The organism is Streptomyces sp. NPDC041796 (assembly GCF_055590785.1).
In genome coordinates, this window is the sequence record NZ_JBVJAH010000006.1 from 292,135 (window position 1) to 304,808 (window position 12,674).

Genomic DNA, 12,674 nt, shown 5'->3' on the forward strand with positions numbered 1-12,674 from the left:
CTGGTCATAGGGTCACCGTTCCTGTGGTGGATACGGGTCGCCGAACTCCTGTCCGTGCTGGCCCCCCTCCTCCCCCCCCCCCCACCCCCCCCCCCCCCCCACCCACCCCCCCCCCCCCCCCCCCCCCCCCCCCCCCCGTACGCGGTGGGGCTCAGCCCTGCTCGCGGAAGGTGATCCCCGACGGGCCGCCGAAGAAGCCTCCGTCGTTGTCACCGTCGTTGTCGCCGTTGTTGTCGTTGCCGCCGTTCCCGTTGCCGCCGCCGCCCTGGCAGCCCACGGTGGTCAGTGTGACCGTGGTGGTCGCCGGGTCCACCGGCGTGCCGGGCTGCGGGTCGCTGTTGGCCACGATGGCGGAGTCGTCGGCCGGGCAGCCCTGGGCGACCTGGACGTTGGTGAACCCGCTGGCCGCCAGCGTCTGCTTGGCCTGGCCCAGCTGCTGCAGCCGCATCTCGGGCACCGGGACCTGCTGCGGCTGCTGCTGGCCCTTGGAGACCTTCAGGGTGACCTCGCTGCCCTTGGGGGCCTTGCCACCCTGCGGGTTCTGCTCCACGACGGTGCCCGCGGGCTGGTCCGAGTCGACGTCCTCGCGCTTGACGGTGAAGCCGAGCGTCTCGAGCTGCGCCTTCGCGGCGTCGAACTGCTGGCCGGTGACCGGAGGCACGTCCTGCTCGGCCTGCTTGGACACCGTGAGGGTGACCTCGGTGCCCTTCTCGGCCTTGGAGCCGCCCGGCGGGGTCTGGTCCAGGACCTCCCCCGGCTGCTTGTCGGACTCCTTGTAGTCGACCTTGACGGTGAAGCCCTTGTTCTCCAGGTTCTGCCTGGCGGTCTTCTCCGACTGCTCGACGACGCTCGGCACCTCGATCTTCGCGGCGCCCTCGGAGACGATGACCGAGATGGTCTCGCCCTTCGCCATCGGCCCGGATTCGGGCGTCTGGCTGCAGACCGAGCCCTTCGGCCGGTCGCAGGCGTCGGTGCCCGCCCGGGCGATCTTCAGCCCCGCGGCCTCCACCGTCCGCTCCGCCTCAGGGAACGGCTTGCCGACCACGTTGGGTACGTCGACGGTGTCCGAGCCGCCGCCGCTCTTGCCGTCGAAGACCACCTTGCCGATCAGGATCGCGCCGACCAGCACCAGGATGCCCGCGAGGATCAGCAGGATCGTCGACAGGTTCGACTTCCTCTGACGGCGGCGGTCCGGGCGGTCGTCGTAGCCGAAGCCGCCGTCGTCCGGGTTCATGGGCGGCAGCATCGACGTCTGACCGGCCGGGTCGGCCGGGCGCATCGCCGTGGTGGGCTGGTCGTCGGGGCCGAAGCCCCCGTACCCGGCCGCGCCCATCGCCGCCGTCGCGGCGACCGGCTGGCCGTCGAGGCACGCCTCGATGTCGGCGCGCATCTCGTCGGCCGACTGGTACCGGTAGTCCGGGTCCTTGACCAGTGCCTTCAGGACGATGGCGTCCATCTCGGGCGTGATCTCGGGGTCGAAGTTGCTGGGCGGCTGCGGCTCCTCGCGCACGTGCTGGTACGCCACCGCGACCGGGGAGTCGCCCACGAACGGCGGGCGGACGGTCAGCAGCTCGTACAGCAGACAGCCGGTGGAGTACAGGTCGGAGCGGGCGTCGACCTGCTCGCCCTTGGCCTGCTCCGGGGAGAGGTACTGGGCGGTGCCGATCACCGCCGCGGTCTGCGTCATGGTCATCCCGGAGTCGCCCATGGCACGGGCGATGCCGAAGTCCATGACCTTGACCTGGCCGGTGCGGGTCAGCATGACGTTCGCCGGCTTGATGTCGCGGTGGACGATGCCGGCCCGGTGCGAGTACTCCAGGGCCTGGAGGATGCCGACCGTCATCTCCAGCGTGCGCTCGGGCAGCAGCTTGCGGCCCGAGTGCAGCAGCTCACGCAGGGTGGAACCGTCGACGTACTCCATCACGATGTACGGGATGGAGATGTTGTCGACGTAGTCCTCGCCGGTGTCGTAGACCGCGACGATCGCCGGGTGGTTGAGCGAGGCGGCCGACTGGGCCTCACGGCGGAACCGGGCCTGGAAGGACGGGTCACGGGCGAGGTCGGCCCGCAGCGTCTTCACGGCGACGGTGCGGCCGAGCCGGGTGTCGTGGGCGAGGTAGACCTCCGCCATGCCACCGCGGCCGAGCACCGAGCCCAGCTCGTACCGGCCGCCGAGGCGACGCGGCTCTTCCATAACTGTTCCAGCCCTCTCCGTCAGTCCCGACCGCACCCGCGTGTGGTCCGGCGGTGTGCTGTTCGCGCATACGCTACCGGCCACGGGAAGTCGATCGGACCGCGACCACTACCTGATACGGGACCGGTACACACCGGCACTCAGACGCGGTCGCGGCTCACGCGTCACTTCTTGCTGTCGAGCACCGCCTTCATCACCTCGCGGGCGATCGGCCCGGCGAGGCCGCCACCGCTGATGTCGTCACGGGTCGCGTCGGAGTCCTCGACCACGACGGCGACGGCGACCGGGGAACCGTTGTCCGTCTTGGCGTACGAGATGAACCAGGCATAGGGGCGGGCCTTGTTCTTCTCGCCGTGCTGGGCGGTACCGGTCTTGCCACCGACCGTCACACCGTCGATCTTCGCCTTGCCGCCGGTGCCGTTCTGGCTGTTGACGACGCTCTCCATCATCTCCTGGACGAGCTGAGCGGTCTTGGGCGACATCGGCTGGCTCATCTCCTCGGGCTCGTGCTTCTCCAGCACGTCGAGGTCCGGGGAGCGCAGCTCGTCCACCATGTACGGCTTCATCAGCTTGCCGTCGTTGGCGATGGCCGCCGCCACCATGGCCATCTGGAGGGGGGTGGTGGCGGTGTTGAACTGCCCGATGGAGGAAAGCGCGTTCTGCGGGCGGTCCATCTTCCGGTCGTAGACGGACATGGAGGCGCGGACCGGAGTGTCGATCTCCGCGTTGTTGAAGCCGAACTTCTCCGCCATCTCGACCATCTTGTCGCGGCCGACCTCATGGCCGAGCTTGGCGAAGACCGAGTTGCAGGACACTTCCATCGCGTACTTCAGCGTGGCGTTCTCGCAGCCGGGGGCGTGGTTCTTCATCGGCGTGCTGGTGTCGGGCAGGAGGTACGGCTCGGGCGTGTCCGTGGCCGCGTTGATGTCCGTGACCTTGCCGTTCTCCAGCGCCGCGGCGGCCGTCAGCACCTTGAAGGTGGAGCCGGGCGGGTAGATCTCGCGCAGCGCGCGGTTCAGCTTCGGCTTGTCCTTGTCCTTCTCCAGCGTCTGCCACGCCTTGGCGTCCTTGTCCCGGTAACCGGCGAAGGAGGACGGGTCGTACGAAGGCGTCGACGCCAGCGCCAGGATCTTGCCGGTCGACGGCTCGATGGCCGCGACGGCGCCCTTCTTATCGCCGAGGCGCTCGAAGGCGGCCTTCTGGGCGGCGCCGTTCAGGGTGGTGACGACGTCGCCGCCCTTCTTCTTGTCGCCCGTGAACATCGACAGGGTGCGGTCGAAGAAGAGCCGGTCGTCGTTGCCGGTGAGGATGCCGTCGTGCAGCTTCTCCAGCTGGTTCGCGTCGAAGGCCTGGGACGCGTACCCGGTCACGGGCGCCCACATGGGGCCGTTCACGTAGGTGCGCTTGAACCTGTAGTACGGGTCCTTCGAGTCGATCGTGCCGGTGATCGGCTTGCCGTCCACGATGATGTTGCCGCGGACGTTGGCGTACCGCTCGATCGTGACCCGGCGGTTGTTCTTGTGGGTGCTCAGCTCGTCGGCGCGGACGTACTGGAGCCAGTTGTCCCGGATCAGCAGGGCGAGCACCAGCAGGCCGCAGAAGATCGCGATATGGCGCAGGGGCTTGTTCACGGTCGGACCACCTGGGTCATCTCGGCGTCGGGGGACGGGGCGGGCGCCGGCGCGGGACGGCGGGCGGTGTCGCTGATCCTCAGCAGGATCGCGATCAGGGCCCAGTTGGCGATCACGGAAGAACCGCCGTACGCGAGGAACGGCATGGTCATACCGGTCAGCGGAATGAGGCCCATGACACCGCCGGCGACGACGAAGATCTGCAGCGCGAAGGCGCCGGACAGGCCGGTCGCGAGCAGCTTGCCGAACGGGTCGCGGGCGGCGAGCGCGGTGCGCAGACCCCGCTCGACGATCAGGCCGTACAGGAGCAGGAAGGCCATGACGCCGGCCAGGCCGAGCTCCTCGCCGACGGTGGCGAAGATGAAGTCGGAGTTGGCGGCGAAGCCGACCAGGTCGGAGTTGCCCTGCCCGAGACCGGTGCCGAGGGTGCCGCCGGAGCCGAACGACATCAACACCTGGGTCATCTGGTCGCAGGCCTCGATCATGTTGGAGCCCTCGGGCGCCGTTTCACGGCAGCCGAAGGGGTCGAGCCAGGCCGCCACCCGGGACTTGACGTGGCTGGCGGTCGAGCCGACGACCACCGCGCCGCCCACGGCCATCAGCAGACCCATGATGATCCAGCTGGTCCGCTCGGTCGCCACGTACAGCATGATCACGAACATGCCGAAGAACAGCAGCGACGTACCGAGGTCGTTCTCGAAGACCAGGATGAGCAGGCTGACTGCCCAGATCGTGAGGATCGGGCCGAGGTCGCGGCCACGGGGCAGGTAAAGGCCCATGAAACGGCGGCTGGCCAGAGCGAGCGCGTCCCGTTTCACCATCAGGTAGCCGGAGAAGAAGACCGCGATCACGATCTTGGCGAACTCACCGGGCTGGATGGAGAACGGGCCGACCTTGATCCAGATCTTGGCGCCGAAGACGTCCGAGCCGAGGCCCGGCACCAGCGGCAGCAGCAGCAGGATGACCGCCGCCACCATGGAGATGTACGTGTAGCGCTGCAGGACGCGGTGGTCCTTCAGGAAGATCAGCACCAGCAGGAACAGCGCGACGCCGATCGCCGAGTACATCAGCTGCTTCGGCGCGTCCGGCGTGAACGTGTCGTACCGGGCGATGATGCGCGGCGACTGGTCCAGCCGCCAGATCAGCACCAGCCCCAGACCGTTGAGCAGCGTCGCCAGCGGCAGCAGGATCGGGTCGGCGTACTTCGCGAACCGCCGCACCAGCAGGTGGGCGATGCCCGCCAGCAGGCCCAGCCCGATGCCGTAGCCGAGCATGCCCGCCGGGACCTTGCCGTCCAGGGCGAGGCCCACGTTCAGGTACGCGAAGACCGGGATGGCGACGGCGAAGCCGAGCAGCGCCAGCTCGGTGTTCCGGCGGCTCGGCAGATCGATCGCGCCGATCGTGGTCGTGTTGGTGACAACGCTCATGGTGGTGAAAGGCCCCCTACGGGTGCTTAGCTCTTGCCGCAGTTCGAGGCCAGCTTCTGCTCCTCCTCCGAGAGGGTGGGGCCCGGAGTGGGAGTGGCTGCGGTGCTGGTGGACGGCTTGGGCGTGGGCGTGGGCGCGGTCGGGAGACCGGTGGTGCCGCCTGCCTGCCCCTCGCCGGGAGGTGCGGCGGGTGCCCGGTCGGCCGCCTGCTGGCGCTGCTCCTGCTTCTTGCAGGCGGACGCCTGGTTGGCGAGCTCCTCGATCTTGTCCCGGGCTTTGGTGAGGCTGCCGCCGGCGATGGTCTCCTGGACCTGCTTGCGCTGGTAGTCGGGGAGGTACTTGAGTTCGATCTCGGGGTGGTCCTTCTCGACCTCCGAGAGCGAGACCCACGCCAGGTCCTGGCTGATGCCGCGGTAGAGGGCGACGTGATCGTCCTTGGTCCCGACGTAGTACTGCGTCTGGGTCCAGCGGTAACCGCCGTACGTCGCCCCGCCGACCACGGCCAGCGCGAGCACGAGGAAGAACGATCTCTTCAGCCATTTGCGGCCGCTGCGCGGCTTGGTGAAGTCGGCGTCGCTGTACGCGCCGAAGCTGCCCTCCGGCGGCATGCCGCCGTATCCGAGGTCGTCACCGCTGCCGGGCGGGCCGAAGCCACCGCCGGGCGGCGGCGGGGCCTGGCGGCCCAGGCCGGCGGCGCGGCCCGCGGGGGTCTCCATGGCGCCGCCGTCGTTCAGCTGCTGCTGGTTCTCGGCGACCGCGCCCACGATGACCGGGGTGTCGCTGAGCTGCCCGGCCAGGGTGTCGCCGCCGTCGACGTCGAGGACGTCGGCGACGATCACGGTGATGTTGTCGGGGCCGCCGCCGCGCAGCGCGAGCTGGATCAGGTCCTGGACGGTCTCCTGGGGCCCCTGGTAGCTGGCGAGGGTCTCCTCCATCGTCTGGTGGGAGACGACGCCGGACAGGCCGTCCGAGCAGATCAGGTACCGGTCGCCGGCCCGCACCTCACGGATGGAGAGGTCCGGCTCGACGTGGTCGCCACTGCCCAGCGCGCGCATCAGGAGCGAGCGCTGCGGATGGGTGGTGGCTTCCTCCTCGGTGATCCTGCCCTCGTCCACGAGGCGCTGCACCCACGTGTGGTCCTGGGTGATCTGCGTGAGGACGCCGTCACGGAGGAGGTACGCGCGGGAGTCGCCGACGTGGACCAGGCCGAGGCGCTGGCCCGTCCACAGCAGGGCGGTCAGGGTGGTCCCCATGCCCTCGAGCTGCGGGTCCTCCTCGACCATCAGCCGCAGTTGGTCGTTGGCGCGCTGCACCGCCGTACCGAGTGAGGTGAGGATGTCGGAGCCGGGCACGTCGTCGTCGAGGGTGACGAGCGTGGAGATCACCTCGGAGGAGGCGACCTCACCGGCGGCCTGGCCGCCCATGCCGTCGGCGATCGCGAGGAGGCGTGGTCCGGCGTACCCGGAGTCCTCGTTGCCCTCGCGGATCATGCCCTTGTGCGATCCGGCGGCGAAACGCAGTGACAGACTCATGCGCACCTGCCCTGTCGACTCCGACGCCTCCGGGTACAGCCGGTCTCGAGCCACACTGCCCACCCTCCGGTCGGGAGCCTGTGCCGGTCACCTGTGGGCACCGCTGCGGCTCGCTCGCTCCGCTCGCTCATTGTCGTACTACTTCCGCAGCTCGATGACGGTCTTGCCGATGCGGATCGGCGCGCCCAGCGGAATCGGTGTCGGGGTGGTGAGTCGGGTCCGGTCGAGATACGTGCCGTTGGTGGACCCGAGATCCTCGACGATCCACTGGCCGTCACGGTCCGGGTAGATCCTGGCATGCCTGCTGGACGCGTAGTCGTCGTCCAGGACGATCGTGGAGTCGTGCGCGCGTCCCAGGGTGATCGTCTGGCCCTGGAGGGCGACCGTGGTGCCCGTGAGGGTGCCCTCGGAGACGACCAGCTTGGTCGGCGCACCGCGGCGCTGACGGCCGGACTGCTGGCGCTGCTGCGGCGGTGCCGCAGCCTGCTGACGGGCGGCCTGCTGGGGCCGTGCGGCCTCGCGGCGCGAACCGCGCTGCGTGACACGCGTCCCGAACAGGTCGCTTCGGATGACCTGAACGGCCACGATGACGAACAGCCACAGTACGGCGAGGAAACCCAACCGCATGACCGTGAGGGTCAGCTCTGACATTGCCCCCGCTTCACCCTTCGGCTTGCCGGTAAACGATGGTGGTACTGCCCACGACGATCCGCGAGCCGTCGCGGAGCGTAGCGCGGGTTGTGTGCTGCCCGTCCACCACGATGCCGTTGGTGGACCCGAGATCCTGGATCGTCGAGGGCGTTCCGGTCCGGATCTCGCAGTGGCGGCGCGATACGCCGGGGTCGTCGATCCGCACGTCGGCTTCGGTGCTGCGGCCCAGCACCAGCGTCGGGCGGGAGATCTGGTGGCGGGTGCCGTTGATCTCGATCCAGTGGCGCACCTGGGCGCCGGGCATGGGGCCCGCGGCGCCCTGCGGGCGGCCGGCGGGCGGACGGTTCATACCGGGCGGCGGGGCCGCCGGCATCGGAGGAGCGGCGGCGGGAGGGTAGCCGTAGCCACCGGGGCGGCCGGCGGGCGGCGCGGCCGGACCGGCCTGGCCGACGTGGCCGGCGGGACCGGACGGTGCCTGCGACTGTGACGTACTCGACGCGAGCGTCCGGCTGCGTACCCGGTACAGGCCCGTGTCGAGGTCGTCCGCCTTCTCCAGGTGGACCTTGATCGGGCCCATGAAGGTGTACCGCTGCTGCTTGGCGTAGTCGCGGACCAGGCCCGACAGCTCGTCCCCGAGCTGGCCCGAGTACGGGCTGAGGCGCTCGTAGTCCGGCGCGCTCAGCTCCACGATGAAGTCGTTCGGGACGACCGTACGGTCGCGGTTCCAGATCGAGGCGTTGTTGTCGCACTCGCGCTGGAGGGCACCCGCGATCTCGACGGGCTGGACCTCGGACTTGAAGACTTTGGCGAAGGTGCCGTTGACCAGACCTTCGAGACGCTGCTCGAAACGCTTCAGGACTCCCATGGGGCACCTCCTCCGTCGTTGCCGTCCTGGTACTGCTTACTGATCGTATCCACGCGTCGGGAAATCGGCTGGTTCCCCTTCTCTGCCCTGTGGACGAGTGTCACCTCTCACAGGGATCGTAGAGGCGCCCTCCGGACAGTGTCCCGCACCTGACGTGCACCCTGGAGGAGTGGGTACGGCGGGATCCCGTTCCCTGTGTCCGCCCGCGGTGTCTCCTGTGACGTTCCTGTGGGACGGGTGTGGCGCAGGTGTGCCGTGTGGCTGGTGTGTCGGGTTCGTACCTCGCTCCTTCCCTCCCGCTGACCGCCCCCTCCGCTCTCTGTTCGCCGTCGGGGTGCCCGAAACAAACGGATGTGAATCCACCTCCCGCGTCGTGCTAATCTTCTGATGTCGCCAGGGGGACGCACCGGGAAAACGGTGGGAAACCAAGCGGCAACACCCAATGCGCGGGTGGCGGAATAGGCAGACGCGCTGGATTCAGGTTCCAGTGCCCGCAAGGGCGTGGGGGTTCAACTCCCCCCTCGCGCACCATGAGAAACCGATGAAACGGGTTCTCGCCAGAGACGAAAGTCCGGGCGAGGGCCCGTTTCTCGTTGTGCCGCCCGGTCCGGAGGAGGTCTCGGGCGGCGGGCGCGCGAAGACCCCGGGGAGTGACCGAAGTCACTGCCGGGGCGGTCGGGTGCGTCCGGGACGCGAGCGGGGCGGCGTACACCGACGTGGTGTCGGAGTGCGCCGCCCTCGGGCGGTACGAGTGGCGGGAGGTGGCCCGCGCCGTCATGGCGGTTACTTCGGGTCGCCGTTGAACTTGGCGGCCGACCAGAAGTAGCCGAGCACCGCGAGGCCCAGGCACCAGGCGACCGCGAGCCACCCGTTGTGGCCGATCTCGCTGCCGAGCAGGAGCCCGCGCAGGGTCTCGATGGCGGGCGTGAACGGCTGGTACTCGGCGATGGGCCGGAACCAGCCCGGCATCGCGGCGACCGGGACGAAGGCGCTGGACAGGAGCGGCAGCAGGATCATCGGCATCGCGTTGTTGCTGGCTGCCTCGGCGTTCGGGCTGATCAGACCCATGCCGACCGCGATCCAGGTGAGCGCCGTGGCGAAGAGGACGAGCAGCCCGAACGCGGCCAGCCACTCCAGGGCGGTGGCGTCGGTGGAACGGAAGCCGATGGCCACGGCGACGGCGCCCACGAGGACCACGCTCATGACCGACTGGAGCACGCTGCCGATGACGTGGCCGATGATCACGGATCCGCGGTGGATCGCCATCGTGCGGAAGCGGGCGATGATGCCCTCGGTCATGTCGTTGGAGACGGACACCGCGGTCCCGACGACGGTGCCTCCGATGGTCATCAGCAGGATGCCCGGCACGACGTAGGCGATGTAATCGGAGCGGTCGGCGCCGCCGCCGCCGATGCCCGCGCTCATGACGTCGCCGAAGACGTAGACGAAGAGCAACAGCAGCATGACCGGCGTGAGCAGCAGGTTCAGGGTGAGGGACGGGTAGCGCCGTGCGTGCAGGAGGTTGCGGCGCAGCATCGTGGACGAGTCGCGTACGGCGAGGGAGAGCCGGGCCGGGCGGGCGGGGGCCTGGGGGGTGCTCATCGGACAGCCTCCTTGGGCTGGGTGGTCCGGCCGGGCCGGCCGGGCTGCGGGGCGGTGCCGGTCAGGGCGAAGAACACGTCGTCGAGGTCGGGGGTGTGCACGGTGAGCTCGTCGGCCTCGATGCCGGCGGAGTCCAGCCGGTCGAGGATGAGGCGCAGCTCCCGCTGGGTGCCGTCGCTGGGGACCTGCAGCGCCAGCGCCTCGTCGTCCCGGGCGACCTCGCCCAGGGCGGAGGCGGCGCTGCGGTACGCGGACGGGTCGGAGAAGCGGAGCCGGACGTGGCCGCCGGGGATCAGCCGCTTGAGCTCCTCGGCGGTGCCATGGGCGGCGATCTTGCCGTCGTTGAGCACGGCGATGCGGTCGGCGAGCTGGTCGGCCTCCTCCAGGTACTGGGTGGTGAGGAAGACGGTGACACCGTCCCTGACCAGCTCGCGGATGATCAGCCACATGTTGTGGCGGCTGCGCGGGTCGAGGCCGGTGGTCGGTTCGTCGAGGAAGATGATCCGCGGATCGCCGACCAGGGTCATGGCGATGTCGAGGCGCCGCTTCATGCCGCCGGAGTAGGTGGAGGCGGGCTTCTTCGCGGCCTCGACCAGGTCGAAGCGCTCCAGCAGCTCGGCGGTGACCCGCCGCCCCTCGCGCTTGGACAGGTGGTGCAGGTCCGCCATGAGGAGCATGTTCTCCTCGCCGGTGATCAGGCCGTCGACGGCGGAGAACTGCCCGGTGACGCCGATGGTGGCGCGGACCGCCTGCGGGTCGGCGGCGAGGTCGTGGCCGCCGACCCGGATCTCGCCCGAGGCCGGGTCGGGCGAGATGAGGGTGGAGAGGATCTTGACGGCGGTCGTCTTGCCGGCGCCGTTCGGGCCGAGCAGGGAGAAGATCGTTCCTTCGGGGACGGTCAGGTCCACGCCGTCCAGTACGACCTTGTCGCCGTAGGACTTGCGCAGCCCGTTCGCCGTGATGGCCGAGCCGGTCATGTGGGGTGCTCCTTCGAGAGGCTGTGGAGACTTCGGAGGCGGTGCAGCCTTCAGAGGCTGTGCAGGCCTTGGGGGCTGTGCCGGTTGTGAGGTCTCAGAGGCTGCGGGCGTCGATGTCGCCGTGGGACGTGGTGGCGCGGATGTCGAGTCCGGTGGTGCCGTCGTTCTTGAGGGCGTTGCTGACGCGGCCGTAGCCGGTGCCCGCGTCCAGGGCGGCCGAGACACCGGCGGCGGCGGCGACCGAGATGTCGCCGGACTGGGTGCGGAGCACGACCGTGCCGCGCGCGGCCTCGGTGATCCGGATGTCGCCCCTGGCGGTGCTGATCTCCGCGGGGCCGTTGAGCCGGCCGACCTCGACGTCGCCGTCGATCGCGGTGAGGCGGACGCTCGCGGCCTCGTCGATCTTGATCTGGCGGTACGCGCCTTCGAAGGTGACGTCGCCGAGGCGGCCGACGCCGCGCAGCTCGGAGCTCGCCGTCGTGGCCTCGACGTGGGAGCCGGCGGGCAGCTGGACGGTGACCTCCACCGACCCGGAGGGGCCGAAGAGCTGGTTCTTGGGCTCGGGGGTGCGGATCCGCAGGACGCCGTCGGCGTAGGTGACGGTGGTCTGCTCGGCGAGCTGGACGTCGCGGCTCTTGGAGGGGTTGGCGGGGAGCACCTCGACGGTGGTGTCGGCGCGGTCGGCGGCGATGAACTGGATGCGTCCGGCGGGGATGTTCAGGGCGGCGGTGATCGGAGCGGAGGTGGCGAACTTCTGCATGATTGCTCTCCTGTGCGGTTCCTTGTTTCTGACATCGCAAACGCTACGTTGCTTTCCAGTGTGTGACAATAAGTCCGTTGCACGGTAGATGTGTTTGCGCAGGTCAAGTGATAGAAAGTGTTGCAACGGGGAAGAAAGTAACGCAATGACAAAGGTTCATTCATTGCAATGAGTAGAAGGTGAACGCTATAGTGGGGGAGTCGGGAACCACTGCGAAGGACCACCAAGGAGATCGCGATGCCGGGAGGCAGGCTCACTCAGCAGGACCGCCAGCAGATCGCGCTGGGGCTGGCCGACAGCCTCCCCTACGCCGAGATCGCCCGCCGTCTCGATCGCCCGACCTCCACGATCACGCGCGAGGTGATGCGCAACGGCGGCCCCACCGCCTACCGCGCCGACCTCGCCCACCGGGCCACCGAACGCCGCGCCCACCGGCGCAGGCAGACCGCACCCAGGGGGCCCCGGACACGCCCGCGGGCCGACGGTCGCGACGCCGAGGCCGTACGCGAGTACGAGGAGGTGTTCACCACCGTCCTCATGGCCTCGGGCATGCCCAAGATGATGTCCCGGGTGATGGCCTGCCTCACCCTCACCGACACCGGCAGCCTCACCGCGTCCGAACTCGCCCAGCACCTGCAGGTCAGCCCGGCGTCCATCTCCAAAGCGGTCGCGTTCCTCGACAGTCAGGGTTTCGTTCGCCGGGAACGCGACGAACGCCGCCGCGAGCGCTACGTCGTCGATGACGACATCTGGTACCGGTCGATGATGGCCAGCCTCCGGTCCACCGCCCAGGTCGTCGAGACCGCACGGCAGGGCGTCGGCATCCTCGGCCCGGGTACTCCGGCCGGCGCGCGCCTCGAGAACGTCGCCCGCTTCCTCGACTTCGTCTGCGAGAGCATCGCCCGCGCCGCGGAGCAGGCCCGTGAGGTCCTCCACGCGAAACCGGCGGCACCCGCGGGGGGAAGCGCCGAGCAGGGTTCGGGTCGCGGATAGGCGGCCGTCCGGGAGCCGGCTGCCGTCTGGGGGCGGGTGGCC

11 protein-coding genes and 1 tRNA gene are annotated in these 12,674 nt (G+C 69.5%); 3 read left to right on the forward strand and 9 right to left on the reverse strand.

All coding sequences use genetic code 11. From position 1 onward, the window contains the following. Positions 1 to 151: 151 nt before the first annotated feature. The 6 genes from pknB to ACZ6C1_RS14535 all read right to left on the reverse strand — a co-directional run bounded on the left by pknB (position 152) and on the right by ACZ6C1_RS14535 (position 8,300). A complete protein-coding gene (pknB, locus tag ACZ6C1_RS14510; protein WP_469240849.1) occupies positions 152 to 2,194 on the reverse strand; it encodes a Stk1 family PASTA domain-containing Ser/Thr kinase in 2,043 nt (680 codons plus the stop codon). A 164-nt stretch (positions 2,195 to 2,358) separates the two neighbouring features. Further along, positions 2,359 to 3,825: a peptidoglycan D,D-transpeptidase FtsI family protein gene (locus ACZ6C1_RS14515; RefSeq protein ID WP_469240851.1), complete on the reverse strand. Its 1,467-nt coding sequence runs from the start codon at positions 3,823 to 3,825 to the stop codon at positions 2,359 to 2,361. Beyond that, on the reverse strand, positions 3,822 to 5,252 hold the full coding sequence (locus tag ACZ6C1_RS14520) for an FtsW/RodA/SpoVE family cell cycle protein (protein WP_469240853.1): 1,431 nt from the start codon (positions 5,250 to 5,252) through the stop codon (positions 3,822 to 3,824). The genes ACZ6C1_RS14515 and ACZ6C1_RS14520 overlap by 4 nt, the downstream gene beginning before the upstream one ends. Positions 5,253 to 5,278: 26 nt before the next feature. Beyond that, positions 5,279 to 6,784: a Stp1/IreP family PP2C-type Ser/Thr phosphatase gene (locus tag ACZ6C1_RS14525; RefSeq protein ID WP_469240855.1), complete on the reverse strand. Its 1,506-nt coding sequence runs from the start codon at positions 6,782 to 6,784 to the stop codon at positions 5,279 to 5,281. A 138-nt stretch (positions 6,785 to 6,922) separates the two neighbouring features. Next, entirely contained in the window at positions 6,923 to 7,435 is a 513-nt protein-coding gene (locus ACZ6C1_RS14530; protein ID WP_392275665.1) for an FHA domain-containing protein FhaB/FipA, read from the reverse strand. Positions 7,436 to 7,445: 10 nt separating this feature from the next. Next, positions 7,446 to 8,300 (reverse strand): FhaA domain-containing protein, encoded by an 855-nt coding sequence (locus ACZ6C1_RS14535; RefSeq protein WP_469240858.1) that lies wholly within the window; start codon positions 8,298 to 8,300, stop codon positions 7,446 to 7,448. 444 nt (positions 8,301 to 8,744) lie between these two features. Here ACZ6C1_RS14535 and ACZ6C1_RS14540 point away from each other — a divergent pair. Together ACZ6C1_RS14540 and ACZ6C1_RS14545 are read left to right on the forward strand one after the other, a co-directional pair. Beyond that, a tRNA-Leu gene (locus tag ACZ6C1_RS14540) sits at positions 8,745 to 8,831 on the forward strand. 119 nt (positions 8,832 to 8,950) lie between these two features. Continuing rightward, on the forward strand, positions 8,951 to 9,103 hold the full coding sequence (locus ACZ6C1_RS14545) for a hypothetical protein (protein ID WP_469240859.1): 153 nt from the start codon (positions 8,951 to 8,953) through the stop codon (positions 9,101 to 9,103). Here the strand turns inward: ACZ6C1_RS14545 and ACZ6C1_RS14550 are convergent. The 3 genes from ACZ6C1_RS14550 to ACZ6C1_RS14560 form a co-directional block, all read right to left on the reverse strand. Continuing rightward, positions 9,084 to 9,902: an ABC transporter permease gene (locus ACZ6C1_RS14550; RefSeq protein ID WP_469240861.1), complete on the reverse strand. Its 819-nt coding sequence runs from the start codon at positions 9,900 to 9,902 to the stop codon at positions 9,084 to 9,086. The two genes, ACZ6C1_RS14545 and ACZ6C1_RS14550, sit on opposite strands and share 20 nt — an antisense overlap. After that, on the reverse strand, positions 9,899 to 10,879 hold the full coding sequence (locus ACZ6C1_RS14555; protein WP_469240863.1) for an ATP-binding cassette domain-containing protein: 981 nt from the start codon (positions 10,877 to 10,879) through the stop codon (positions 9,899 to 9,901). Before ACZ6C1_RS14555 ends, ACZ6C1_RS14550 begins: the two co-directional genes overlap by 4 nt. 94 nt (positions 10,880 to 10,973) lie before the next feature. Beyond that, the gene (locus tag ACZ6C1_RS14560; RefSeq protein WP_469240865.1) at positions 10,974 to 11,639 is read right to left on the reverse strand and encodes a DUF4097 family beta strand repeat-containing protein; all 666 of its coding nucleotides are present in this window, start codon (positions 11,637 to 11,639) and stop codon (positions 10,974 to 10,976) included. 237 nt (positions 11,640 to 11,876) lie between these two features. Between ACZ6C1_RS14560 and ACZ6C1_RS14565 the strand changes: the two genes are divergently transcribed. Beyond that, the gene (locus tag ACZ6C1_RS14565) at positions 11,877 to 12,632 is read left to right on the forward strand and encodes a helix-turn-helix domain-containing protein (protein WP_469240867.1); all 756 of its coding nucleotides are present in this window, start codon (positions 11,877 to 11,879) and stop codon (positions 12,630 to 12,632) included. Positions 12,633 to 12,674 lie beyond the last annotated feature (42 nt).